Annotated in this window: 22 protein-coding genes and 3 tRNA genes; 24 read left to right on the top strand and 1 reads right to left on the bottom strand. The window is 44.5% G+C overall.

Annotation, left to right across the window (positions count from 1 at the left end; all coding sequences use genetic code 11):
• Positions 1-189 precede the first annotated feature (189 nt).
• The gene (locus tag Ga0451573_RS12175; protein ID WP_231684406.1) at positions 190-1,680 is read left to right on the top strand and encodes a DUF5050 domain-containing protein; all 1,491 of its coding nucleotides are present in this window, start codon (positions 190-192) and stop codon (positions 1,678-1,680) included.
• 140 nt (positions 1,681-1,820) lie between these two features.
• The gene (ychF, locus tag Ga0451573_RS12170) at positions 1,821-2,915 is read left to right on the top strand and encodes a redox-regulated ATPase YchF (RefSeq protein ID WP_231684405.1); all 1,095 of its coding nucleotides are present in this window, start codon (positions 1,821-1,823) and stop codon (positions 2,913-2,915) included.
• 333 nt (positions 2,916-3,248) lie between these two features.
• Here ychF and Ga0451573_RS12165 read toward each other — a convergent pair whose 3' ends face one another.
• A complete protein-coding gene (locus Ga0451573_RS12165; RefSeq protein ID WP_231684404.1) occupies positions 3,249-4,496 on the bottom strand; it encodes a DUF2225 domain-containing protein in 1,248 nt (415 codons plus the stop codon).
• A gap of 235 nt (positions 4,497-4,731) precedes the next feature.
• On the opposite strand from Ga0451573_RS12165, the gene Ga0451573_RS12160 reads away from it, so the two are divergent.
• The 22 genes from Ga0451573_RS12160 to Ga0451573_RS12055 form a co-directional block, all read left to right on the top strand.
• On the top strand, positions 4,732-5,475 hold the full coding sequence (locus Ga0451573_RS12160) for a DUF1287 domain-containing protein (protein ID WP_231684403.1): 744 nt from the start codon (positions 4,732-4,734) through the stop codon (positions 5,473-5,475).
• Between the two features lie 151 nt (positions 5,476-5,626).
• A complete protein-coding gene (rpsF, locus tag Ga0451573_RS12155; RefSeq protein WP_231684402.1) occupies positions 5,627-5,911 on the top strand; it encodes a 30S ribosomal protein S6 in 285 nt (94 codons plus the stop codon).
• 52 nt (positions 5,912-5,963) lie between these two features.
• Positions 5,964-6,380: a single-stranded DNA-binding protein gene (gene ssb / locus Ga0451573_RS12150; RefSeq protein ID WP_231684401.1), complete on the top strand. Its 417-nt coding sequence runs from the start codon at positions 5,964-5,966 to the stop codon at positions 6,378-6,380.
• Positions 6,381-6,428: 48 nt separating this feature from the next.
• Positions 6,429-6,659 (top strand): 30S ribosomal protein S18, encoded by a 231-nt coding sequence (rpsR, locus tag Ga0451573_RS12145; RefSeq protein ID WP_231684400.1) that lies wholly within the window; start codon positions 6,429-6,431, stop codon positions 6,657-6,659.
• A 155-nt stretch (positions 6,660-6,814) separates the two neighbouring features.
• On the top strand, positions 6,815-7,138 hold the full coding sequence (locus tag Ga0451573_RS12140) for a MazG-like family protein (RefSeq protein ID WP_231684399.1): 324 nt from the start codon (positions 6,815-6,817) through the stop codon (positions 7,136-7,138).
• The gene (locus Ga0451573_RS12135; protein WP_231684398.1) at positions 7,139-8,095 is read left to right on the top strand and encodes a YybS family protein; all 957 of its coding nucleotides are present in this window, start codon (positions 7,139-7,141) and stop codon (positions 8,093-8,095) included. It abuts the gene before it with no gap.
• 10 nt (positions 8,096-8,105) lie between these two features.
• Complete coding sequence (gene rplI, locus Ga0451573_RS12130; protein WP_231684397.1) at positions 8,106-8,552, top strand: 50S ribosomal protein L9; 447 nt, start codon at positions 8,106-8,108, stop codon at positions 8,550-8,552.
• A gap of 41 nt (positions 8,553-8,593) precedes the next feature.
• Positions 8,594-10,561, top strand: a complete 1,968-nt coding sequence (gene lonC / locus Ga0451573_RS12125; RefSeq protein ID WP_231684396.1) for a Lon family ATP-dependent protease — start codon at positions 8,594-8,596, stop codon at positions 10,559-10,561.
• A gap of 51 nt (positions 10,562-10,612) precedes the next feature.
• Complete coding sequence (gene dnaB / locus Ga0451573_RS12120; RefSeq protein ID WP_231684395.1) at positions 10,613-11,956, top strand: replicative DNA helicase; 1,344 nt, start codon at positions 10,613-10,615, stop codon at positions 11,954-11,956.
• Between the two features lie 330 nt (positions 11,957-12,286).
• Positions 12,287-13,684: an NAD(P)/FAD-dependent oxidoreductase gene (locus Ga0451573_RS12115; RefSeq protein ID WP_231684394.1), complete on the top strand. Its 1,398-nt coding sequence runs from the start codon at positions 12,287-12,289 to the stop codon at positions 13,682-13,684.
• Positions 13,685-13,754: 70 nt separating this feature from the next.
• Positions 13,755-15,038 (top strand): adenylosuccinate synthase, encoded by a 1,284-nt coding sequence (locus tag Ga0451573_RS12110; protein ID WP_231684393.1) that lies wholly within the window; start codon positions 13,755-13,757, stop codon positions 15,036-15,038.
• Positions 15,039-15,263: 225 nt separating this feature from the next.
• On the top strand, positions 15,264-16,823 hold the full coding sequence (gene trpE, locus Ga0451573_RS12105) for an anthranilate synthase component I (RefSeq protein WP_231684392.1): 1,560 nt from the start codon (positions 15,264-15,266) through the stop codon (positions 16,821-16,823).
• 3 nt (positions 16,824-16,826) lie between these two features.
• Positions 16,827-17,684: an aminotransferase class IV gene (locus Ga0451573_RS12100; protein ID WP_231684391.1), complete on the top strand. Its 858-nt coding sequence runs from the start codon at positions 16,827-16,829 to the stop codon at positions 17,682-17,684.
• A 150-nt stretch (positions 17,685-17,834) separates the two neighbouring features.
• Positions 17,835-20,000 (top strand): AMP-binding protein, encoded by a 2,166-nt coding sequence (locus Ga0451573_RS12095; RefSeq protein WP_231684390.1) that lies wholly within the window; start codon positions 17,835-17,837, stop codon positions 19,998-20,000.
• A gap of 149 nt (positions 20,001-20,149) precedes the next feature.
• Positions 20,150-20,225: transfer RNA gene (locus tag Ga0451573_RS12090), tRNA-Lys, on the top strand.
• A 5-nt stretch (positions 20,226-20,230) separates the two neighbouring features.
• Positions 20,231-20,306 (top strand) — tRNA-Glu (locus Ga0451573_RS12085).
• Between the two features lie 251 nt (positions 20,307-20,557).
• Positions 20,558-21,868, top strand: a complete 1,311-nt coding sequence (locus Ga0451573_RS12080; RefSeq protein WP_231684389.1) for an AAA family ATPase — start codon at positions 20,558-20,560, stop codon at positions 21,866-21,868.
• Positions 21,869-21,872: 4 nt separating this feature from the next.
• Positions 21,873-22,199, top strand: a complete 327-nt coding sequence (locus Ga0451573_RS12075) for a TOPRIM nucleotidyl transferase/hydrolase domain-containing protein (RefSeq protein ID WP_231684388.1) — start codon at positions 21,873-21,875, stop codon at positions 22,197-22,199.
• A 358-nt stretch (positions 22,200-22,557) separates the two neighbouring features.
• Positions 22,558-22,632, top strand: a tRNA-Gly gene (locus tag Ga0451573_RS12070).
• Between the two features lie 48 nt (positions 22,633-22,680).
• Positions 22,681-22,821: a six-cysteine ranthipeptide SCIFF gene (gene scfA / locus Ga0451573_RS12065; protein WP_231684387.1), complete on the top strand. Its 141-nt coding sequence runs from the start codon at positions 22,681-22,683 to the stop codon at positions 22,819-22,821.
• A gap of 106 nt (positions 22,822-22,927) precedes the next feature.
• On the top strand, positions 22,928-24,358 hold the full coding sequence (gene scfB, locus Ga0451573_RS12060) for a thioether cross-link-forming SCIFF peptide maturase (RefSeq protein WP_231684486.1): 1,431 nt from the start codon (positions 22,928-22,930) through the stop codon (positions 24,356-24,358).
• A gap of 376 nt (positions 24,359-24,734) precedes the next feature.
• Positions 24,735-26,332 (top strand): peptidoglycan DD-metalloendopeptidase family protein (locus tag Ga0451573_RS12055; protein WP_231684386.1); only part of this gene is annotated, 1,598 nt, incomplete at its 3' end.

Here is a 26,332-nt window from a genome sequence, read left to right as displayed (position 1 = left end):
ATTTTTTCCTTTGATTTAACTTGAGGGGGCAATGCCTAGACAACGGCTATTGAAATGGAATATAATGGGTATAGCCGGTATGGTCGGCCGAAATGAATGGACGGACTAGGGGACAACCGTATTTAAGGCAGCTGTTTTTTGGAATATAGGCTAGGGATGATTTAAATAACTAATTTGGGGGGAATTAAATTGTATATTAAAAGATTGCTATCCTTGATACTGGTATTTTTAAGCTGTCTTTTTTATTCGGGAACAGCTCTAGCCCAAGACAATCTTACTGATGATGTCTTAATTAAAGTAAAAGAGGCAGCTGTTTTTTATCTTGACAGCCCCATGGCACTCGTTAATGGTGAGAAAAGGGTCATTGATCTGTCTGACGCTGAAATAACTCCTGTTGTAAAAAATGGAAGAACCTTATTGCCATTAAGATTTGTATCAGAAAGCCTGGGGGCTAAAGTGGACTGGAATTCAAAGAGCAATACTGCAACAGTTTATTTGGGTGACATAATAGTAAAGATAACACTCGGAAATGAAGAGATGATTGTAAACAATAAAGTTTCTACTCTGAATGTTCCGGCAGAGTTAAGGCAGGGAAGGACTTACATACCACTAAGAGCTTTGGCAGAAGCCTTGAATAGAAAAGTCTTTTTTCACAGTGGATTAATTGTTATAAGTAATGAGGACAACATCCTGGATCCCATTTTGGATTCAGGAATCATTGATGAATTGATATTCCAGTGTACGGGAATAGGTAACAGTACCGGTAACTTAATGAACGATGCGGCTTATGCCCAGTATGGAGACTGGCTGGTATTCTATAATCCGTTTGATAATGATCGACTATATAAAAGCAAGTTTGATGGATTAAACAAAACCAAGCTGAGCAACGACATCCCTTTTTCAATAAATTTCATCGGAAACTGGATTTACTATGCGACTCCTTCCGGAACTCGGAAAACCAGGATTGGGGATTCCCTTTTCGATGAAACAATATTTGATATTTATAAGATACGAATTGACGGTTCCGGCAGAACCAAAATCAGCACTGAGAAATCACTAAACTGGCTGGCAGTGGCAGGCAATTGGATCTATTATGTAAATGAACATAATCAGCTATCAAAAATCAAAGTTGATGGCACCCAAAGAACAAGAATTGGTGATCAATTGGCAGAGCCTTATAATATTTGTGTAAGCAACGGATGGATTTATTACCAGACGCCTTATAACTGGGAGAGTGAATATTTTCAAAATGGGCTATGGAAAATAAAAACCGATGGTACGGAGAGATCAAAAATTTTAAATGAAATGATACCCTATGCCGGTTTTGATGTTGTCGGAGACACAATTTTTTATTGCTCTGATTATTATTGTGATAACCCCGGTTTCTATAGGATGAAATCAGACGGAACAGAAAAAGTCCAGATATCCAGTAACTCGGTACCTTCTCAGATGAATATTTCTGGTGAGTGGGTGTGTTTTTGGGAATATAAAGACAATGGTGCACTCTATAGAATGAAATTGGACGGAACACAGAAAACGAAATTGAGTGACGTACATGCCTATCGTCTAGGAATAGTTGGAGATTGGATTTTCTACCAATGCAACTGGGTTGAAAGTAATGTATATCCTGTTTACCGGATACGCTTAGATGGCAGCGGTAAGACGAGAGTAGGAGGTTAATATCCTTGGCAGTAAGAATTTTCAAATACTAAAAATCCACATTAAATTTGGCCAAATATATTTACAATTACTGAAGTCTGGGGTATATTATATTGGTTATATTTGAATGACTTTGTCTGACAAGAAAGGATGAACCTTTAATGCAGCTAGGAATCGTAGGGTTGCCCAATGTAGGCAAATCAACCCTTTTTAATGCAATCACCAGGGCAGGAGCCGAAGCGGCCAACTACCCTTTTTGTACCATAGACCCCAATGTCGGGGTTGTGGAAGTGCCTGATGAAAGACTGGACAGGCTGGCTGAAATGGTCAGGCCTCAAAAGGTTGTTCCAACTGTGACGGAGTTTGTGGATATTGCCGGTTTGGTGAAAGGAGCCAGTAAAGGCGAGGGCTTGGGCAACAAATTCCTGTCCCATATAAGGGAAGTAGATGCCATAGTCCATGTGGTCAGGTGTTTTCAGGATACCAACGTTACTCATGTGGAAGGCGATATCGGCCCGGCAAGGGATATTGAGACAATTAATATGGAACTGGTCCTGGCGGATCTGGAAACCATGGATAAGCGGCTTGAGCGGACTCGGAAAATGATGAAAACTCATGATAAAAAGTATGGGGCAGAACTGAAAGTGCTGGAACGTATTCAGGAAGCCCTGGATGCAGGTATGCCGGTACGAAGTGTTGAGCTTGAGCCCGAAGAACAGGTTTTGTTAAAGGATGCTAATTTTTTGACCTCCAAACCGGTGCTGTATGTGGCCAATGTAAGTGAGGATGACCTGCCCGACGCTCAAGGAAACCGTCTGGTGGAGGAAGTCAGGAAGATTGCAGCATTGGAGAACTCGGAAGCAGTAGTGGTCTGTGGGAAAATCGAGGCCGAAATTGCTGAACTTGAAGATGAAGAAAAGGTGGAGTTTCTTGCTGATCTGGGTCTTCATGAATCCGGGCTGGATAGGTTGGTCAGAGCGGGATACCGCTTGCTTGGTCTGCTGACCTTTTTTACCGCCGGTCCCCAGGAGGTAAAGGCATGGACCATTAGGAGCGGTACCAAGGCTCCGCAGGCTGCAGGTAAAATCCATACTGATATTGAGCGGGGATTTATCAGGGCAGAGATAGTGTCCTATGACGACTTGATGGCTGCAGGTTCTCAGAATCAGGCCAAGGAGAAGGGACAGGTCCGCCTTGAGGGCAAGGAATATATCATGAAAGACGGCGATGTGGTCTATTTCCGCTTCAATGTATAAATCTATTGTATAAAAAGCAGCTGCCGATAATAAAGTACTTGATGGGGCTGTCCCCATAGAATGTAATTGGATGGTTTCTTAAATTGTTAAATAGTGAGAGGGGCAGATATGTTCCGGAACGACGAGTCTGATGTCCGCTTGTCGGCGAGCCGCGAATGCGGGAGCCGGTCAGGGGCCTCCCCGATTCGTCGGAGTCTCACGCTGGTTTTTAGTGTGAGACGACGGTAACGAATTGGGGACCAAGCGGAATTGTTGCCGTCGTGGAGGAATCTATCTGCCCCTCTTATAATTTGTTATTTTACAGAATATCTCCCATTAATTATGGGGTACCCATCAAGTACTTTCTTTTTCCTGTTCCACCTCTTTTAACATATCAAGCCCGTCCCGGGCTAATTCTTTGAGAAGTGGGACCCCGTTCCGCCGACTGTTAGCCCTGAACCAGTATTCCCTAGCTTCCTTGACATTACCCTGGCCAAAAGCCAGCCGACCTACCAGATACTCTATCTTCTGGTCCTGTCCCTCAGACCTGTGGCCTGACATATAGGCAAGCTTGAACTTTTCCAGTGCATTCTTCCGGGCTTCCCCAGCCTTGTCAGGCTCATCCATATCATCATAGAGCCAGGCAACATTTAACCACATGCCGGCAATTCTTTCATCAATACCTTCGCTTTTAATAAACCCGTCACAGCAGTCAATTGAAATCAGGTAAGCATTAATGGCAAAACCCCGGGTATATATTTTCTTAAAATTTGGAGTGAATCGGGATTTGCGTTGTTCGGTTAGGTTGGCCAGTTTCTGTTTCTGAATACCGTTAAGTTTGTCAAATTCCGTTCTCCGCATGGCATAAAAACACTCGGGACACATCCATATATTATATTTTAATGGGTCTATATCTTCATAAAGCACCCTTAGTTCTTCTGTTCTGTCAACCTGTTTCAGCCGACTGTCCCTGATGGTAAGGGTTTCAAAATTATTGTTACATACCGGGCATTTTACTTTTTTATTAAAGGTATATTGTTCGACAACAGCGGGGTTGTCGCGGGCAACAGCCTTATCACTGTTCAGTTTTCCGACTCCAAAAACCGGGGAAGTTTCTGTTGTTGACGGTCCTCTGGCAGTGTCAGCGTCTCCGGGCACAGATTTCTCATCATCGGGCGGAGTATCGGCATTTCTGTCCGAATCTTTGTCATGTTCCTGCCCCCAAAGCGAATACCCGGTAATGCCTGCATTCTTGAGACGGCTAGTTAAATCGCTGATACGTGCGGATAAGCCCTGCATAATGCGGAAGATAAGCTGGGGATTGGTAGCGGCAATTTCATCAAAATTATCCCTGTTAATGATGAGCAGGACGGAATTGTCGGAAGCTATGGCTGAATATCCCCGGTGTTCTCCTCCCAGGAGGGACATTTCCCCGAAAAAGCCTCCCTGTGGGATGTGGGTAAGGATTACTTTTCGCTTGTTGGATATGGTGCTTAGTTCCACAGAACCTTTCAATACAATAAACATCTCGTGTCCGGGAGCCTTTTCCAGGAAGAGCACGGTGCCTTTGGCAATAGTTCGCATATATGGATTGGCGGACATAGATAAATCCCCCCTTTGGCAATTATTCCAACAACTGGATAGAATATGTTATTCGACAGTAAACGACAAATTCCTGCAACTGTTCGAGGAGAAAGCCTTTTAGCAGGTATTTGAGGCAGTATATATTACCGTATAGCCTGTTCATAGTCTTGCTTCAGTGATAAAATGGTAATAGCAATGGTAATGGAAAACGGTAAAAATGCAAGAGTAAATAGCAAGAAATGTGGTGCCATAAGTGAAAAGAAATGCCTTGTTTTTAAGCCTGGCAGTTGTTTTTTTTATAGGCAGCGGAATCTTTGCCGGGTGTGTGTCCCAAGCAGGCAGCGGGTTACCGCCACCGGGTAATGGGGGAAATGATTCGGGAAATTTCCCGGCTCAAGATGAAAGGCCGGTAAGGGAGCAAGTGGATATAGAACGGATATTTTCAGAAAAAGATACGGATAATGACGGCCTTGATGACCTTGAGGACATAGTTGCCGGCGGCAGGGCAGAAGTGGAGAGAGGACCGGGTTATACCAGCGCGTATTACAGCGGGGGTTATCCTCCCGAGAATGAAGGGGTTTGTACTGATGTAATCTGGCGGGCTTTCAAAGATGCCGGTTACAACCTCAAGGATATGGTCGATGAGGATATCCGCAGAAACCCCAGGGCTTACCCAAGAGTAGAAGGCAGACCTGACCCCAATATTGATTTCAGAAGAGTACCCAACCTGGTTTCTTTTTTTGAACGGCATGCCGATAGTCTGACAACCGAAATCAGGCACTATGACCATGAAAACCTTATCCAGTGGCAGGGTGGGGACATAGTTGTATATGGCCCGCCGCTGTGGCATATTGGTATTGTTTCCGATACCAGAAGAGAGGACGGGGTCCCCCTGCTGATACATAATGGCGGCCCTTGTCCCCGGGAAAACGATATGCTTTTGGACTGGCCCAGTCCAATAAAGTATCACTTCAGATTCCCCGGGTCTAACAGTTAACTTACCGGAAGAGTTTTAAAAATCGTTAATTCTTGCCATCATCCGACTAATGTGATATAATAGTGCATCGAGGCCCCTGAGGTCTCGTTTTACAGCCCTGCTCCACTTTTAATGGTGGGGCCGCTAGTCCGCAGGGAGGAGGTGAATAGCTATGCGAGCTTATGAGGTGTTGTACATTATCAAAACGTTGGAAGAAGAACAAACAGAAGCTGTTATCGAAAAATTTAAGAGCCTGATTGAAAACAATGGTGGAGAAGTTGCCAGCCTCGATAAGTGGGGAAAACGCAAACTCGCATACGAAATCAAGCATAACCGGGAAGGGTATTATGTCTTGATGAAGTTCAATGGTGTACCTGAAACCGCATCAGAGTTAGACCGTGTTTTCCGCATTACAGACGAAATTGTTAAGTTTATGATTCTTCGTGAAGAAGATTAATTTCCGGGATATTTGCAGAGACCGGATAGAACGGCCAAGGGGGTATTTTTTCGTGTTAAACCGTATTGTACTTATCGGCAGGTTAACAAAGGACCCCGAGTTGAGGTATACGCCAAATGGCAAGGCAGTTGCCGGGTTTACCCTGGCAGTTGATAGGCCCTTTAAAAACCAGCAGGGCGAACGTGAAGCAGACTTCATCAGCATAGTCGTATGGGGAACCCAGGCTGAAAACTGTGCTAACTATCTTGCAAAGGGAAAATTGGCAGCGGTGGACGGTCGGCTTCAAATTCGTACCTTCGAGGGACAGGACGGTCAGCGCCGCTGGGTTACCGAGGTAGTAGCTGATACGGTGCGCTTTTTAAGCCCCAGGGATAGCTCAGCCAGCAGCTCAGCTAGTTCGGCTGGTTCAGCTAGTTCCGGTATTATGGGCAAAGAAATTGATTTTTCTGATGATGACATACCGTTTTAAGAAACTTATTGACAATCGATTGTCACTTTTAGCCTTAGGAGGGATAAAATGAAACGTGACCGAGGCAGAAGACCCCGGAAAAGGGTCTGTTCATTCTGTATAGATAAGGTCCAAGCTATTGATTATAAAGATGGCGGAAAGCTTAAAAAATACGTTACAGAACGCGGCAAAATCCTGCCGCGCCGTATCTCTGGAAACTGTGCCAAACATCAGCGCCAGCTTACCATAGCTATTAAGAGGGCGCGTCATATGGCTTTACTGCCATTTACTGCAGAATAATAAAACATGGATGTTTAAGGGGAGCACCTGGTGCTCCCCTTCCTGACTATTAGGGTTGAAGATACTGGTCTGGAATAAATTGATTCGGTATCTTTGAAGGAAAACCAAAAGTGTTTGCAGAATAGTTAGCAGAATATCAAAAAGGGGGTCTTGGTATGCCCTTAATTAACCAGGGAATCGACATTGCCAAAAACATTAGGGTTATCGAATGGCTGAAAACGGAACTGGTAACTGCTGTTGCTGCTTTGTTCAAAGCGATGATGAAAAACAGCCAGGAAGCCGTTGAAGACGCCTTGGCAAGCATGGTTATGACTGTTTATGTGATGGCTCGCAGGCTGGGTGTAAGTTTTGCTCAACTTGACATAAGGGTAGAAAGCAAAATAAGAAAAGCTATCAGAGAACAGCACGAATTAGAAGATTGGTACGGGGACCTGACGGCATTGCTCAGGTACAAAGGTGACAAAAAAGAGGTGAAATAATTGACTGAGCAGCAGAGGCTGAGCCCGCTTGTAGAAGGAGCTTTTATGGCTTTAATTACAGCGGTTATCGGGGCTCTAGCCATTTGGTTTTTGCCTGTTAAGTTCCTGGTTGATTTTATCTGGGGGATTCCGATAATTGTTATTACAAAGAGGTATGATCTCAGAACCGGTCTCCTTACAGTTGGGGCAACTTTTTTTATTACAGCTCTGATCGCAGGACCTGTTATGACACTAATTTTACTTATGGAACTGGCCCCTTTGGCAGCAGCATATGCCATGTTGTTTAAATATAAGAAATCACCGGGAACTACTCTTGTAGTCGGAGTGGTTGTTTCCATCATTTCAGATTTGATTACGGTATTGGGTTATTTCTACCTCATGGATGTGCTGATTGTTCCTACAGAGCAGGAACTCAGGGCACATGTAGAGCAATTTGTCTCACTCTACACAGGTCTCGGGATGGATATGAACCAGGCCCGTGCTATGGTGGAAACAGCAATCAGGCTTACTCTGGTGCTAATACCAAGCACTCTGGCTATTGTGGCTGTTGTTCGGGCTTTTTTCACATATATAGTTGCCGTCAGGGTAATGCGCAGGTTAAATTATAAAATAGACAGCCTGCCTCCCTTTAGCAGTTGGCAGATACCATGGTATTCTGTCTGGGTTCTGATTGCCGGACTGGTAATGAGCCTTGCCGGGGACTATTACAAACTAGGCGCAGTGGCAGCTATCGGAAAGAATATGGTTTTTATTTCTTCGCCACTGTTTTTTATCATTGGACTGTCTGTAGGCACGTACTTTTTTCGAAAATGGAAGATACCAAAATGGTCTAAAGCGCTGCTTATTATTATAGCTATTATAAATTTCAGTGGAACGCTGGTGTTGTTTACTCTCATAGGATTGTTTGATCCACTGGTTTCATTCCGCACAAGGTGGCGTAAGTCAGCGGATGAGTGAGGAGGTAGTCATGAAGGTAATACTGATTCAGGATATCAAAAAAATGGGGTCAAAAGGTGATATTATTGAGGTTGCCGAGGGTTATGCACGAAACTATCTGTTGCCCCGGAAGCTTGCCGTGGAGGCTACTCAGGGTCATGTGAAAGACCTGCAGCAGAAAAAAGCCTCTGAGGCCCACAAAAAGGAAAAGAAACTTGAAGAAGCAGAGAAGCTTGCTGAAACGCTGGGCAAACTGACGGTGAAAATTTCCACTAAGGTTGGCGATGCCGGCAGATTGTTTGGGTCAATAACCAGCAAGGATATTTCCGATGCTTTGAAAGCCCAGCATAAAATCGATATAGATAAAAAGAAAATGGACTTGGAAGGTCCTATTAAATCTCTCGGAGTGTTTCCCGTCACAGCTAAACTGCACCCACAGGTTCAGGCAAAAATTGATGTACATGTCGTGGAAGAATAGCCGTAATAGTTGCAGAAACAGGAAATGAAAGGGGAAACAGCATGAAAAATTTTTTGGATAAGTTTATTTCCCGGCCTGACAAGCCTGAAATGGCCGAAAAGTTTACTGAGGAAGAATACTTAAAGCGGCAGGTCAATGCCCTTTATGGATTGCTGACAAACATATACGGGTCAGATAAGGTTGTTTTAAAAGCAGGCAAGCTGGAAGCGCTTAATCTGCTCCGCTCCGATTTGTTTGAGGAGCGTGTGTTGGGGCTGCAAAAAATAGTTTTTGAGGACCCGACAATTGACAAGCTCCCCACTATGGAGGAGATACCTCAGATTATAGATGATCTCGAAGATGAAATTGCAGATATTATTGCCAGGAGGTCTGTTGAGGACAAACTGGAAAAAAAGATTGCCGAAAGAATGCAGCAGCGCCATGAGGAATATGTAAAAGAAATCAAGATGCAGATTATCAAGGAAAATGCCGGGCCTGAAAATGCCCAGACTCTGAAGAAGCTTGCTATTCTGGAAAAGATGGAACAGAAAAAGCTTTCCAGGTCTGCAATTGAAGCGCTAAGACCAGATTCTTTTGAAGAGATTATTGGACAGGATAGAGCTATTAAGTCTCTGATGGCCAAACTGGCCTGCCCCTTCCCACAGCATATAATTCTTTACGGGCCTCCGGGGGTCGGGAAAACTACGGCAGCCCGCCTGGCGCTGAAAGTGGCGAAGAAATTAAGGGGAACTCCTTTTGAAGAGGATGCGCCTTTTATAGAGGTTGACGGAACTACTTTAAGATGGGACCCCAGGGATGTAACCAACCCTCTTCTGGGTTCGGTGCATGACCCAATTTACCAGGGAGCCAGGCGGGATCTGGCGGAGACGGGAATTCCTGAACCAAAGCCCGGCTTGGTAACAGATTCCCATGGAGGAGTTCTGTTTATTGATGAAATCGGCGAACTGGATGTTGTCCTGCAGAACAAGCTCTTGAAGGTACTTGAAGACAAGCGGGTATCATTTGATTCTGCTTATTATGACCCTCATGATACAAATGTTCCTCATTATATCAAAAAGCTTTTTGAGGAAGGGGCTCCTGCAGATTTTATTCTTATCGGAGCTACCACCAGAGACCCGTCAGATATAAATCCTGCTATCCGTTCCCGCTGTGCCGAAGTATATTTTGAGCCGCTGACCCCCAAAGACATAGAAGATATCATCATCAATGCAGCCGCCAAGCTGGAGGTCACTCTGGACGGGGGGATTTCGGAGGCTATCAGTGAATATACCATAGAAGGCAGGAAGGCTGTCAATATCCTTGCTGAATCATATGGACTGGCTTTGTATAAAACTAATGGGGTTGTGGACTGCGATGCCGAAGCGGTGCAAGCCGGGCCGGTTATAGTCCGGATGGAAGACGTTCTTGAAGTGGCTCAGGTCAGCAGGCTGTCTCCATATGTTACGGTTAAGGGGTCACCCAACTATGAGAACGGTCGGATATTTGGTCTCGGAGTTGCCGGATTTGTCGGTTCGGTTATTGAAATAGAAGCTGTAGCTTTTAAGGCCAAATCTGACGGTAAAGGCACCATCAGGTTTAATGATACTGCCGGAAGTATGGCCAAGGATTCCGTATTTAACGCGGCTTCAGTAATCCGGAGGCTTTCCGGAGAGGATATCGAAAACTATGATATACATGTGAATATTATTGGTGGAGGCCGTATTGACGGGCCATCTGCCGGAATCGCAATTACAGCGGCAATTTTGAGTGCATTGCAAAACAAGCCGATTCGCCAGGATATTGCCGTCACCGGGGAAGTTTCCATTCAGGGACGGGTGAAACCGGTTGGCGGGGTCTTTGAAAAGATTTACGGGGCCAAGCAGGCGGGCATGAAAAAAGTAATCGTCCCCGGTGAGAACAGCAAGGATGTTCCGGTTGACCTTAAAGGTATTGAAGTTGTTCTTGCAGATAATGTTGATGAGGCCCTGGCACACCTGTTCCAGCATGCCGGTCAACAACTGGTTGTTTGATTGCCTTACCTGCCGTAGACAGGAGAGTTTTTCTTAAGGAGGTGGGCGAGGATGAGTATCCCATTGGAAAAAGTCCCACCACAGAACCTGGATGCCGAGCAATCGGTGCTCGGGGCGATGCTGATTGACAAGGAGGCCGTGGTAAAAGCTGTTCAGGTTCTAACGCCTGACGATTTTTACCGTGATGCCAATGGCCATATTTTTGAAGCTGCAGCCAACCTTTTTAACCGTAATGAAGCAGTTGACCTGATCACACTTTCCGAAGAACTCAAGCAATCAGGGCAGCTTGACCAGGTGGGCGGGGTTTCTTATGTCGCCGGACTAGCCAATTCGGTACCTACGTCGGCAAATGTGGAGCACTATGCGCGGATTGTTTTGGAAAAAAGCCTTTTGCGCAGACTTATCAGTGTATCCACAAGAATTACCCAGATGGGTTATGAGGGTGAAGAGGACACAGAGGCGCTGCTTGATAGGGCGGAACAAATGATTTTTGAACTGGCCCAGCGTAAAAGCCGGTCAGGCTTTGCTCACCTTAAAAGTATCCTTATGGAGACTTTTGAACGGATAGAATTCCTGCATCAGAACAAGGGCGGGATCACTGGGGTTCCCAGTGGATTTGCCGATCTGGACAAGCTGACCTCCGGTTTTCAGCCTTCTGACCTGGTAATAGTGGCTGCCAGGCCATCGATGGGAAAAACAGCGTTGTGCCTAAACATTGCCCAGTATGCTTCTTTAAGGAAAGAGCTTCCGGTAGCCGTGTTCAGTCTGGAGATGTCCAGGGAACAGCTTGTTACCAGGATGCTGTGTGCCGAAGCCATGGTGGACCAGCAAAAGGTAAGGACCGGCCAGCTTGCCGACAAGGACTGGCAGCAGCTGACTATGGCGGCTGGACCCCTGGCCAGGGCATCTTTGTTCATAGATGATACTCCGGGAATTACCCCTATGGAAATGCGGGCCAAATGCAGGAGGTTGAAGGCAGAACACGGTCTGTCACTGATTGTCATTGACTATCTGCAGCTTATGCAGGGTGGCCGCAAAAGGACTGAGAACAGGCAGCAGGAGATTTCGGATATTTCCCGCTCCATGAAAATGCTGGCCCGTGAAATCCAGGCTCCTGTTATTGCCCTGTCACAGTTAAGTCGTGCCGTGGAACAGAGGCAGGATAAAAGGCCGATGATGTCTGATTTGCGGGAGAGTGGCTCCCTGGAGCAGGATGCGGATATAGTAATGTTTATATACAGGGATGAATATTATCATCCTGAGGATTCGGAGAAAAAAGGCCAGGCAGAGATTATCGTAGCCAAACAGAGAAACGGTCCCGTTGGTTCTGTTGACCTGGGCTTTATGAAGGAATACACCAAGTTTGTTAATTTGGATAAACAGCACGGGGAGTAAGTTTCCCGTGCTGTTTGCTGAAAAAATTTTTGACATTGCCGGTATGCTTTGTTACAATATTATCGTTGGGCATTTTGTGTAAGTCAGACACATTGCGTAATCTTTCCCCATTAGTGGAAAAGGCTAAGGAAAGTAGTACAGAGTGCGCAGCCCTTGAAGCGCAGCTTATTAGGGATGCGGCCCACCCCTTGCGGGTGAAAGCGCGCGCATAGGGAACCGAAACACACGCGCTTTTCTAGTACACTCATCAGTAATCTGTATGGGTTATTTTTATGTATAGCAGGATTTATTATAAGGGGAACTGTATTTACAGCGATAGGAGGCGACAGGATGACGAAGCGCCAGCAATATGACGTAGTTATTGTCGGTGCAGGGCCTGCCGGGATTTTTGCGGCACTGGAACTGTTAACTGCCAAACCGGAGACGAAGGTTCTTATAGTTGAAAAAGGAAGGGATATTGATCATAGGACCTGTCCTTCCAAAACGTCAGGTAACGGGTGCCTAAACTGTTCACCCTGTTCGGTTTTATGTGGTTGGGGTGGCGCCGGAGCTTTCAGTGATGGGAAGATTACGCTTTCCACACAAGTTGGCGGAATGCTGGCAAACTATATAGGGGAAAAATCACTTGAAGAAATGGTGTCTTATGTAGATAACATATATGTTAAATTTGGAGGTCCGGAAAAGGTATACGGTCTTCATGAGGAAGATGCCATCAGAGATATTGAACGTAAGGCGGCTTTTGCAGAACTAAAACTAATCCCTGCGCCGATACGCCACCTTGGTACGGGAAGATGCCAGGAGATACTTGAAAGGATGAGGGATCACCTTTTGTCTCAGGGAGTGGATATCCGTACAGGATTGGGTATAAAGAACCTGTTGGCGCAGGATAATGTTATTAACGGGGTAGAGACCGAGGATGGGCAGGTAATCAGCGGTAAGTATGTAATCGTAGCCCCCGGGCGTGAAGGCGCCGAATGGTTGTCCCACCAGGCACAGCAGCATAAAATAAGGACCGCGGTGAACCCGGTGGACATCGGTGTGAGGGTGGAACTCCCGGCAGCCGTCATGGAACACCTGACCAAGGTAATTTACGAATCTAAGTTTATCTATTTTTCCAAATCTTTTGATGACAAGGTCCGTACTTTTTGCATGAACCCTTACGGTGAAGTGGTTGCGGAAAACAACAGCGGCCTGATAACCGTTAACGGGCACAGCCATGCCCATAAAAAAACCGAAAATACCAACTTTGCTATTCTGGTCAGTAAGACTTTTACAGAGCCGTTCAAAGACCCAATCTCTTACGGTAAATATGTGGCCAGCCTGGCTAACCTTTTGGGCGGGGGAGTTATCGTCCAGCGGCTGGGCGACTTGATTAAGGGTCAGCGGACAGATGCTGACAGGCTCAGTAAGTGCTTGGTGGAGCCTACGTTAAAGGATGCTACTCCGGGAGACCTAAGTCTGGTATTCCCCTACCGTCATCTGATGGGCATTGTGGAAATGCTTAAGGCTCTTGATGTGATAGCGCCGGGGGTTTATTCCAAACACACCCTGCTCTATGGGGTTGAGGTAAAATTCTATTCCTCAAGGCTGGAACTTACCGGCGAACTGGAAACGAAAATAAAAAATCTTTTTGCTGCAGGTGACGGCGCAGGGGTTACCCGGGGTCTGGCCCAGGCTTCTGCTGCCGGAGTTGTGGCTGCAAGGTCAATTCTTAACAGAGAGGCCTGATAGGAAACAGCCTGAAGAATACACCAGAGGAACAGGCCGGAGGCATTAATAATTTGGAGGTGCTCGCATTATGCCATCAGTAGTGTTAATAGGAGGTCAATGGGGAGATGAGGGTAAGGGGAAAGTAACCGATTTCCTTGCCGAAAAAGCCGATATTGTGGTCAGATATCAGGGAGGGAATAATGCCGGCCATACAGTTGTGGTTGGGGAGAAAGAATTTAAACTCCACCTGATACCGTCAGGAATTTTATATGCTGACAAAACTTGTATTATCGGAAACGGAGTAGTCATTGACCCTGCTGTCTTGATTCAAGAACTGGAGTACCTGGCAGAAAAGGGCATCAATACTGATAACCTGCGTATAAGTGAAAGGGCACATATTATTATGCCTTATCATAAGAGGCTTGATGAAGTAATCGAAGAAGGCAAGGGAGCAGGCAAGATAGGCACTACCAAAAGGGGGATTGGCCCGGCATATATGGATAAGGCGGCCAGGGTCGGCATCAGGTTTGTGGATCTTCTGGATAAAGAGGTTTTTTCAACTCTTGTCAAAAGCAATCTTGAGGAGAAGAATATGCTTTTTACCAAAATATATGACACTGAGGGCTTCGATGCTGATGCCGTTATTGAAGAATACACGGCATATGCGGATCGCCTGAGAAAATACGCAGCCGATACCTCGATCCTGATATATGATGTCCTGCAGGCAGGAGATAATGTTCTTTTTGAAGGGGCCCAGGGTACGCTGCTGGACCTTGACCACGGGACTTACCCTTATGTTACTTCATCACACCCTATCGCAGGAGCAGCCTGCATAGGCGCCGGGCTGGGCCCAACGGAGATCAATAAGGTAATCGGGATAATTAAGGCATATACCACCAGAGTGGGGGAAGGCCCATTTCCCACAGAGCTTGAAAACGAAGCCGGACAGCACCTGGCAGCCAAGGGCCATGAATTTGGCACTACTACCGGACGTCCCCGGAGGTGCGGGTGGTTTGATGCGGTGATATCCAGGTATACGGCCCGGACCAGTGGGTTGACCAGCATGGCTATAACCAAACTGGATGTGCTGACAGGTCTGGATACTCTTAGGATATGTACCGGCTATAAAAGGGGAAATGAGGTAATTCGCGATTTCCCTGCCAGCTTGAAGGTTCTCGCTGAATGCGAACCCGTATATGAGGAAATGCCAGGCTGGACGGAAGATATTACAAATGCGGCCAGATTCGACGACCTCCCGGAAGCTGCTCAGAACTACCTGAACAGGCTGAGCCAGCTTACAGGTGTACCGATAGCAATAATTGGTGTAGGTTCCCGCAGGTCTCAGACCTTGATTTTAGATAACTTGTTTTAGTTATTGACACCGCCAAAACAATCTGTTAGCATGGAAGAGACAGAAAATACAGACAAACTAGTGGAGTAATTTTAAAATACGAATACTACCATATGACTTCGGTATGATCTGGTCCTCTGGCTGTGTGATATTAATAGCTTCAGCGGGCATCCCACCGAATAGGCTTAGCCTATTCGGTTTTTTGTTTTCATTTACTTATTTTCCATTTATTAGGGGGAATGTAAAATGTTTTTTCCGGAAAAAGAGGAGTATAGCGCTTATTACCGTAAGGGACTCAGAGTTCCGGTGATGACAGAGCTGCCATTAGCAGGTGATACACCGGTTACGGTGATAGAAAAACTGGGACTGGCTGGGGCGCCCCTCTGCCTGCTGGAAAGCGGTAAGGGGACAGAAAACATGGCCAGATATTCGTTTCTGGGATTTGAACCCCATTGTATTTTTAAGAGCTATGGCTGCCGGGTGGAAGTCTCCCGGGATGGTTCAGTACATTCATTAACCGGTGACCCATATGTTGAACTGCAGAAAACGGTTGATTCGTACCAGGGCTTAAGGTTTGCCGGGCTGCCCAAATTTTGGGGAGGGGCTATGGGTTATTTCAGCTATGATATGGGAAGGTTTTTTGAAAAGCTTCCGGAAACGTCAATAGATGACCTGCAGGTACCGGACTCATATTTCATGTTTTTTGACAAAGTGATTTGTTTTGACCATTTAAAAAAAACCATGAAGATTATTGTTACTACCGACCCGGGGAGTACTTCAGACCCGGAGCGGGCTTACTGGGCGGCACGAAAAGAGATTAACCGGATTGCACAGGCTATAAAAAGCGGGAATTCGGGAGAGGAAATATTGATTTCTAAAAGCGGCAGGGTGCTGCAGAACAATTTTCAGCCAAGTTGCAATGTAACTCGGGAGCGGTTCGAGGATATGGTGGCAAAGGCTAAAGAGTATATTAAGGCTGGGGACATATTTCAGGTTAATCTTTCCCTCAGACTGGGAAAAGAAACAAATGTTGAGCCGTTCTTACTTTACAAGGTGCTGCGTCAGATTAACCCGTCCCCGTATATGAGCTTTATAGATTTTGGTGATCTGCATATTGTAAGCTCCTCTCCCGAACTTCTGGTTCGGCTTACGGGTGACAAGGCTGACACCCGGCCCATTGCCGGAACCCGGAAACGCGGGGAGAGCAGGGAAGAGGATTTGGCCCTGGCACAGGAATTGATTTCCGATGCCAAGGAGCGGGCAGAACACATTATGTTGGTTGACCTGGAGAGAAATGACCTGGGCAGGGTCTGCCGCTATGGTTCTGTTGAGGTAAATGAATTAATGGTCATTGAGGAGTATTCACATGTTATGCACATTGTATCAAATGTCAGGGGCATCATGGAAGAGGGTAAGGACAGGTTTGACCTGTTCAGAGCCTGTTTTCCGGGAGGCACTATCACAGGAGCGCCCAAGATACGTTCTATGGAAATAATCGAAGAACTCGAACCAACCCGGCGGGGTCCTTATACAGGGTCCATCGGATTTTTCGGGTATGCCGGTGAATTTGAAATGAATATTGTAATTCGCACTATTCTAATGCAGGAGGGCTGGGCATATGTCCAGGCAGGGGCCGGAATTGTAGCTGATTCTATTCCGGAACGGGAGTATTTTGAATCTATGAAAAAAGCTGAGGCCCTGCTGCGGGCAATGGAAGTGGCTGAAGAGGTTTCTGAGGAAGCTTCCGGGGAAACAATCCGGAAAAAACCTGAAAATAAAGAAGTACAAGCTGCCGGGGGAGAATAACATATGGGTGATATGGTGTATTTGAATGGTGAGTTTGTTCCTGCTGCAGAAGCCAAGATATCTGTTTTTGATCATGGGTTTCTTTACGGGGACGGCATTTTTGAGACCATGAGGGCATATGATGGCCGCATTTTCATGGTTTCCGAACACCTGGACAGGCTGTACAGTTCGGCAAAAGAATTGGAGCTAAATATGACGTGGTCCCGGGGGGAACTCACAGAAGTCCTTGCCAGGTTGGTGTCCCTGAATGGGGATAACCAGTATATCCGCCTGACCGTTACCAGAGGTCCGGGTCCTGTGGGTATTGACCCCCGCCTTTGTCCTGAACCGACAATAACTGCTGTTTCCAAGGAGATTAACATCAATGAGCGTCTTTACAGGGAAGGGGCCCAAGCGGTATTTGTCGAAACCCCGCGGAATCTGGCAGCAGCTGCAAGAACGGACATAAAATCCCTGAATTTCTTAAATAATATCCTGGCAAAGCAGGAGGTAGTAAGCTCCGGTGCGGATGAGGGATTTATGCTTAACTATAAAGGGCAGGTCACTGAAGGGACTGTAAGTAATGTCTTTATGGTAAGGGACCAATGCCTGTTGACTCCGTCCCCGGCATGTGGGCTTCTGGAGGGCATTGCCAGGATGAAGGTTATGGAAATAGGATGTGAAATGGGGTGGCGGGTAGAAGAAACGATCCTCAGCCGGAAAGATCTTTTGAATGCCGAGGAGGTTTTCTACACCAATTCGGGTTCAGAAGTGGTCCCTGTTGTGAAATTGGACAGCGGGCGTGTGGGAGACGGAAAGCCCGGAAAGGTCACCCTTGAGCTGTTAAAGAGGTACAGGTGTTATGCTCTTGGAAAGGCCTAATCGTAAAAACTCCTGTATATAATGTTATATGACATTGTATACAGGAGTTTTTTTGACAAAATATGAGCCATAATACAAGGAACTTTCCGGTCAAAAGCGAATAAGATTTACAGGGTGGCTGAATAAGATTTACAGGGTAGGTGTGAAAACATGAAAACTGCAGTCAAGCTTTTATTGAAAAAAATTATGGCGCTATTGTTCAGGGTCAGGACCATCAATTTTGACAGACTCAAAATGGAAGGAAAGGTCATCATTACGCCAAATCACCCGTCGTTTCTTGACGGAGTACTGCTTTACCTGTTTCTTCCCAAAGAAGCCGTTTATGTTATCAACACAGATATCGCCCGCAGGTTTTCGTTTATCCTCAGGTTTGTTAATCATCTCACAATTGATCCCCAGAATCCATATGCATTGAAACAGATTATTAATTTGGTAAATGGTGAAACCCCAGTGGTGCTTTTTCCGGAAGGGCGCATCACGACCACAAAGGGCTTGATGAAAATATATGACGGCATAGGCGTCATAGCCCTGAAGACAGGTGCGGTAATCTATCCTTTGATTATTAACGGTCCCGAATACTCGTATTTTTCGAGAATTACGGATAAAGTAAAGAGCAGGTGGTTTCCCCAAGTTGATTTATATGCGGATGACCCCGTCAGCTTTGAACTTCATGATCACAGCAGTCTTCAGGAACAAAAACGTGAGGTTAGTGACAGGATGCTGAGCATAATGCAAAAAGCAGTGTTTAGAAGCAGGTTCAAGGAGGATGTGAACCTGTTTGATGAACTCGCCGCGGCTGCGCGGAAATACGGCTGGAAAACGTGTATAGTTGAAGACCTCAAACAGAAGGTGTCATACCGGAACCTGGTTTTGGCTGCATATATACTGGCAGGTAAATTCAAAAGTATTTTGAACGATTCCGAAGAGACTGTTGGGGTGCTGCTGCCCAGTGCGGTAGCCCATGTATCCACGATATTTGCTTTATCTTACCTAAACAAAACCCCGGCAATAATAAACTTTTCAGCAGGTCCCAGAAATGTTGTTGATTGTGTAAGGACAGCAAGTATTAAAACTGTTTTCTCTTCAAGAGAATTTGTTGAGAAAGCGGACCTTGAAGTCTTGATAGAGTCTCTGGATGTATGCTGTAAGGTTATTTATCTTGAAGATGTCAGAACCACTATAAGTCTTACGGACAAAATCTCCGGTCTGTTGAGCCTGTGGACGGGGAAGAGAAGAAATAAAGGAGATAGGCACCGCTTAATCCTGTTTACATCAGGCAGCGAAAGCAAGCCCAAAGGAGTAATCCTCAAACACAGCAATATAACAGCAAACATTCATCAGGTATCCAGTGTGATAGATTTTCACGGCAGGGACAGGATACTCAATTTCCTGCCAATGTTTCATGCCTTTGGTCTGACAGCCGGTGTATTCCTGCCGATTTTGTCAGGAGTTCCGGTTTTTCTTTACCCATCACCGCTTCACTACAAAATAATTCCTGAGATGATATATAGTAACAATGCAACGATAATATTCGGAACATCCACATTCCTTGCTAGTTACGGCAAGTATGCACACCCTTATGACTTCTATTCTATCCGCTATGTTTTTGCAGGAGCAGAGAAGTTGAAAGAGGAGGTCAGGACACTTTGGCTGGAGAAGTTCGGCATCAGGATAATGGAAGGCTATGGTTGTACTGAAACGGCTCCGGTATTATCGCTGAATACGCCGCTTTGTTATCATAAAGGAGCTGTCGGCAGGTTTCTCCCCGGAATTGAGTATCGGGTGGAAGCAGTTGAAGGTATAAGAGACGGGGGAAACCTCCTGGTGAGGGGGCCAAATGTTATGGAGGGCTATCTTTTACATGAGCGGGGCTATGTTCCGGCGGATGAGTGGTACGACTGTGGGGATATCGTGACAGTTGACGCCAGAGGATATATTACCATTAAGTCCCGCCTGAAACGGTTTGCTAAAATAAGCGGGGAAATGGTCAGCCTCAACCTGGTAGAGGAATTGGCAGAGAAGTGTTTTGGTCCTGAAGGGCAGTATGCGGCCATCAGTCTGCCGGATTCAGGGAAGGGCGAGAGAATTATTCTTTTTGTTACCGGGAGACAGGTTTCCCTTCAGGAAATGAGGGATTATCTGGCATCTGAAGGGTACAGTATGCTTTGGTGTCCGTCAAAAGTTATGGTTATTAATGAATTGCCGCTTTTAGGCAGCGGAAAAACTGATTATGTCAGCCTCAAGGAGAATGCCATCCAGGGGTTCTTTGGTACTAACGGGAATGGGGGAAAAACCTGTAAGGGAAAGACCGCCTGAGGCTGATGCTGATGCCGAATACCACGATTCTCCAGTTGAGGCGGCTAATACCACATTAAAATCTTAAAAAACCGGTTGACAAGATATTATGTTTGTAGTAACATATGTATCTGTGAGACGCAATTTCCGGCTCACATCCAATAGATTGCGAGCCATTAGCTCAGTTGGTAGAGCACCTGACTTTTAATCAGGGTGTCGCTGGTTCGAGCCCAGCATGGCTCACCATTTATGGCCCCTTGGTCAAGCGGTTTAAGACACCGCCCTTTCACGGCGGTAACACGGGTTCGAATCCCGTAGGGGTCACCATTATGTAAATTGAAGGGCTGCTGAAGTTTTCAGCAGCCCTTTTGCCTATTTAAAAATGCGCAGCCTTGTCAATGACTTCGAGGATGTTTTTAAGAGAAAAACCGTATTTAATTTTTAGTTATTCGGCCTAAACAAAAAAGAAAGTATATGGGTAAAAGAAAAAACTTATTGCATATTTATGAATAATCATAATATAATTGGATTATATTATTGACTAAAAGGTAAAATGAATATCATTTGGGGGTGGGGACTTGCTGATTAATAAATTACGAGTTGATGGGTTTCGAAATATTAATAATACAACTATAGAATTTGGTGATATTGTGTCACTTGTTGGTCTTAACAATTATGGTAAATCAAATTTTATAGATAGTCTTGATTTTGCACAGAAGTTTATCAAGTATCCCAGTGTAAGCAAAAGAAAACTTATGAAAAGCGAAAAGAATCTACCAATTAATATAAAGATGGCTTCCCGTGATTTTATTTTCGAAATAGAGTATTCTACAAGATTTGGTGGTCATGAAATATTCGTTATCTATGAATTTTCATTTGAATGGATTAAGGCAGAAAATAAAGGGTGTAGGATTAAGAGCGAGACACTTAAATTAAAAGAGGAAGGTAATGTAAAGTATTACAAGTACATTACACGGAAATGGAGTGAGGGTTTCTATAAATCTTCTACAACTGGCCGGACAAATACTAAAATTAATATTGATGACGACGAATTAATTATTAATAAATTGCAAAAGCATGACACCTTATACTACTTAGCAATAATTAATGAACTCAATCAAATTAAGTTTGATTTAAACAATTACAGTGACACTAGTCTTGCTTTTGAGTTCTTTCCTTTTGAGATGAATAGGGAGAGCGTTTATGACTTGAATAAACAGTTTGGTCAAAATATTAATAAAGTCATTTTTCACTTAAAACAGAATTACCCCGATAAATATGAGTTGTTGATTAATTCTTTTATATCTTTAGTACCCAATATAGAAATGATCGAACCAGTATCTTCAGAGTTGACCAGCGAATCTGAAGAAAAGGCGGTTCTTAGGTTGGAAAATGATTCCGATGACCTGCCTTTCAAGATTGTTGATACTGTGTATTCGATTAGAGTAAAGGAATCGCAAAATAACCAAACAACAAACATTGAGTATTTATCTAATGGTTCACGCAGAATATTTCTTCTGTTGACTTCTGCTATAGTTGCCGATATTAAGAACATATCGCTTATTGCATTTGAAGAATTAGAAAATTGTGTCCACCCGTACCTGTTTCAAGGGTTGATAATTACTCTTAGCGAAATAATAACTGACTGCAGGATTTTAGTAACAAGTCACTCCCCTTATTTAATTCAATATTTAGACTTGAAGAACATCTATTTAGGGATACCTTATTCTGACGGGATTGGACAATTTAAAAAGGTCAAAAAGTCCGCCCATAGAGTTATATTAAGGAATGCTAGGGAGGAAGGAATTTCTGTTGGTGATTATATCTTTAATATACTGATCGAAAGTAAATTAGATAACTCTTTACTCCTGTCTTATGTGGGGGGGTAGTGTTTTGAAGAAAAAGAGAGATACCCCTCCACCCAAGAGAGGAATAGTAATTTTTGTTGAAGGAGAAACAGAAAAGGTATTTTACGAGGCTATTATCAAGCATCTAAGAGAACTGAATCCTGAGAAGCAATGTGTTGAGATCGTTGTAAAAAATGTAAAAGGTGTTGGTAATTACGGATCTAAAGCACCAAGAAAGTTAAAAAATGAAATCTTGCCAAAATATCCAGGGGTGGATTTTACTGTAATCTGTTGTTATGATGCTGATAGATTTAAATATGATGCAAAACCTCCCGTTAAATGGAAAGAAGTTGAAAAAGAAATTAAATCTTAGAGAATAATGGTGAAGAAAAAATGAAAAACTTGTTTAGAAAGGTGAACAAAATCTATATAAAGGGTAGTTACTGTTATAAATTTATAGATAAAATAAACCTGGAATTAATTTTAAATGTCCGAAAATGTGAACTGGAAAAATTACAGCAAAATTTATTTTATTAAAGCCGCATTTTTGTTGAGAAACCTCTATTATCCTTATCTTGCTCTGAAACAATATACCACAACAATCATTAATAATCCCTAGTAAAAAAGTGGTTTTTTTCACAGATTAACCATTTGACTAATAATCTCTAAAGTCGTATAATAAATCTTACGGAAAGGACGAAAAACAACTCGTCGCTTGGTCATGTTATCATGCGGATGTAGCTCAATGGTAGAGTATCGGCTTCCCAAGCCGAGGGTTGCGGGTTCGAGTCCCGTCATCCGCTCCAATTGCAATTATAATAAAATACCAATCCATACATAGGAGGAAGTTAAATATGGCTAAACATATCAGAACTGTAAACAAAATGAACCTACAGGCAACTGTGAAGAAGGGTGGCTGCGGTGAGTGCCAGGCTTCATGCCAGTCAGCCTGCAAGACTTCCTGTACAGTTGGCAATCAGGTATGCGCTAAATAGCGAAACGGATATGCATTAAATAATCCAGGCACTAATAACCTGATCCTTAGGGATGAGGTTATTTTTTGATAAAATGCAAAGATTTAAATGGAGGACGGCAGCGGTGATGAAATATACAGGAATAATTCAGAAATCGGGGCAGGACCATCAGGGAAAACCCGGACAGATACATAAATTCGAGCTCTTTGGCACCAAAATTGTACTTGATGTTAACAGCGGAGCGGTACACGTATTTGATTCCCTTGCCTGGGATATAATTGATGATTTTTCAGTCATCAAGCATGAGGAGATCATGGACAAATATTCTGCCAGGTATAGGCCTGCAGATGTTGCAGAGGTGCTGGAGGAATTTACTGCTCTGGTGGATGAGGGCATTTTGTTTTCTAATGACATTTACAGCGCTCAATTACCACTTCGCAATGGCAACCGACCGGTAGTCAAATCACTGTGCCTGAATGTCTCTCATGACTGTAACTTAAGGTGCAAATACTGTTTTGCCGGGAGTGGTCAATTTGGGGGAGAACGAATGTTAATGACGGCGGAAACCGGCTGCAAGGCAATTGATTTTCTCCTGGAGAGTTCTGCGGGGCGTAAACACTGTGAGGTTGACTTTTTTGGTGGGGAGCCTCTTATGAACATTGGGGCGGTTGAGAAAATTGTTGCTTATGGTAACAGCCGGGCTGCCCGGCGGGGTAAGCAGATAAAGTTTACCCTGACTACCAATGCAGTCGGCCTGAACAGTGAAATTACCGATTTTTTAAACCGGGAGAATATCAGTGTTGTTTTGAGCCTAGATGGCAGGCCTGAAGTAAATGACTACATGAGAGTTACTCCGGCAAATAGCGGAAGTTATGACCGGATAAAGCCCAACATTACTAAGTTTATTCACAGCAGAAATAATGATAATTATATTGTCAGGGGAACTTATACCCATTATAACCTTGATTTTTCCTGTGATGCCCTGCATCTGGCGGATGCGGGATACAGGTTTGTCTCTGTGGAACCGGTTGTGAGCCTGCCTTCAGATGGCTGGGCAATCAGGGAGGAAGACCTTCCGGAGGCTTTTGGGGAATATGAGACCTTGTGCCGGGAGTATGCAGTCAGGCTGAATACAGAAAGGGAATTTGAGTTTTTTCACTTTAATCTTGACCTGGATAATGGTCCGTGTCTGCCCAAAAGGCTGTCAGGGTGTGGAGCAGGACACGAGTACATGGCCGTTTCGCCGGAGGGGAACTTATATCCCTGTCACCAATTTGTGGGGAGAGAAAAGTACCGTGTTGGTAATGTCACTGATGGTATAATTAATTTTGATATAGTGAAACAGTTCCGGAATGCCCACATCTATAATAAGGAAAAATGCAGCTGCTGCTGGGCCCGTTTTCACTGCGGCGGGGGATGTCACGCCAATGCCGAACTTATTAACGGTATCATTACAGAACCTTACGGTATTGGTTGTGAACTGGAAAAGAAGAGACTTGAATGTGCCATATATATTCAGGTCCTTAAAACCGGATCTGCTTCAAATAGCTTGAAATAACACGTTGTTTCTCCGGTAACCGCCCTTGCTGGGGCGGTTATACATTTTGTCGAAAATTTAGTGTTTACGGTAAAGGTTTCCTGTGTTATAATTATTATGATTTATTCCAAAAAAATGATTTATTCCAAAAAAAACTGCCGCTAAAAATTGCTTAAAAGCTCATATTTTAAATATTCTCCAATGAAAAGGACATCACAGAAGAATGTCCTTTTTTATCCGATAACTGACCGCCGCTAAAGGCTTGCTTGCTTCAAGCGGGTTATAAGCGGGGCTAAGCTCGTGGATAACGAGTTCTAATGTCAGGTTGGGGTAGAAACTCTGCTTGTCGTAAGAGCTCTGTTAATCCAAAGGGATTCTTGTTCAGAAAGGAGCATGTATGAAGTCAAACAACATGAAGCTTGCAGCATTGTTTGATGTGGTAAAGAACAGTATCGATACCGCCTTTCAAAGACTCCGTTCCAGAAAAATTACGTTAACTGATGTTGTAACACGATTAGCTAATAATCATGCCAGTAGGACTAAAGCCCTTAAACAGAAATATCATCAATTAAAGGAAAGCAGAAATAGCGCCGTTCAAAACAGTGTTTTACAGAAAAACAACACACCACTGAAAAATATCACCCAAAACAGATTGTTACAATTTGTTTCCGGTTTGAGGCCAACCGAAATTTCCCTTGCACATTTTTTTAATAACAGAAACCGCTTCAATCTTAAAACTGCGGCGATTGCTGTATTTGTACTGATATCAGGCGGGGTATTTGTTTATGAATTCTCTGCCGTACCTGCGTATGCAGTACTCATTGATGGTAAGAACATATCATATGTCAGTGACCGGGCTGAAGCCGAAAAATTATTATCATCTATGAAAAAGGCGAAGACTGCTGAGTGGAAACGCAGGGTAGATTTAACTCAGACAGTGACCTTCAAGGACACTGAGGCCAAAAGATATCAGGTTGACGAGGCAGCAGAACTAAAAAGCATCTTTGACCAGAAACTGAATTTTGTGGCAGTGGCAACTGCTATCAAGGCAGACGGTCAGACTGTGGCTGTTGTTCATGATGAAAAAGACGCTGAAGGCATCCTGCAGGAACTCAGGGGTTCATATTCAAATGGGGACATTAAAGTGGGAAATATTGGTTTCAAGGAAAAGATTGAAATGGTTAACATCCCCGTTTCCCTTAATGATGTGATGTCCCGGGAAGAGGCCCTGCAGCTGATAACTGAAGGAAAAGAAGAAAAAAAGGTGCACGTTGTTGAAGAAGGGGATTCTTTATGGACAATTGCCCGGAAAAATGACACTCATGTGGAAGACCTTCTTAAAGCTAATCCCTCCCTTGATGGAGAACACCTTGATATAGGACAGGAATTGAATCTTGTAGCTATCGAACCTTTGATAAATGTTGAGGCAACCGGAGAACTTACATTAGAGGAAACAGTTCCTTTTAAAGTTGTTGTGGAAACCAACAAAGATTTATGGCGCGGTTCACAGAAGGTTAAAACCAACGGTGAAAACGGCTTAAAAGAAGTAACTTACAAGGTTGTAATGAGAAATGGTGATATCGTATCCAAAGAAGTCCTTCAGGAAAAGGTATTAAAGGAAGCAAAGGACAAGGTTGTTATTAAGGGATCCAGAGTGGTGGTAGCTTCCCGTGGGGGCAGCGGCACCTTGGGTTGGCCTATCAGGGGTCAGATTACCTCCCGTTACGGAAAGCGGGGCAGTGGGACCCATACAGGTCTTGATATCAACGGAACAACCGGTCAGCCGGTTGGCGCTGCCGAGTCAGGTAAAGTAACTTCGGCTGGGTGGCAGGGTTCTTACGGCAAAATGGTTACCTTAAGACACAGCAATGGCTTGGTGACCAGATATGCTCATCTTTCCAGCATAAAGGTTTCTGTGGGTCAGGAAGTAGGCAGAGGAGACCTTATTGGCTTGGTTGGCTCAACGGGGCGGAGTACCGGTTCCCACCTGCACTT

Origin of the sequence: Phosphitispora fastidiosa, assembly GCF_019008365.1 — a bacterium.
Classification (GTDB): Bacteria; Bacillota; Thermincolia; order Thermincolales; family UBA2595; genus Phosphitispora; species Phosphitispora fastidiosa.
Note: the sequence above shows the minus strand (reverse complement) of the source record. Positions and strands in the feature narration are given on the sequence as shown.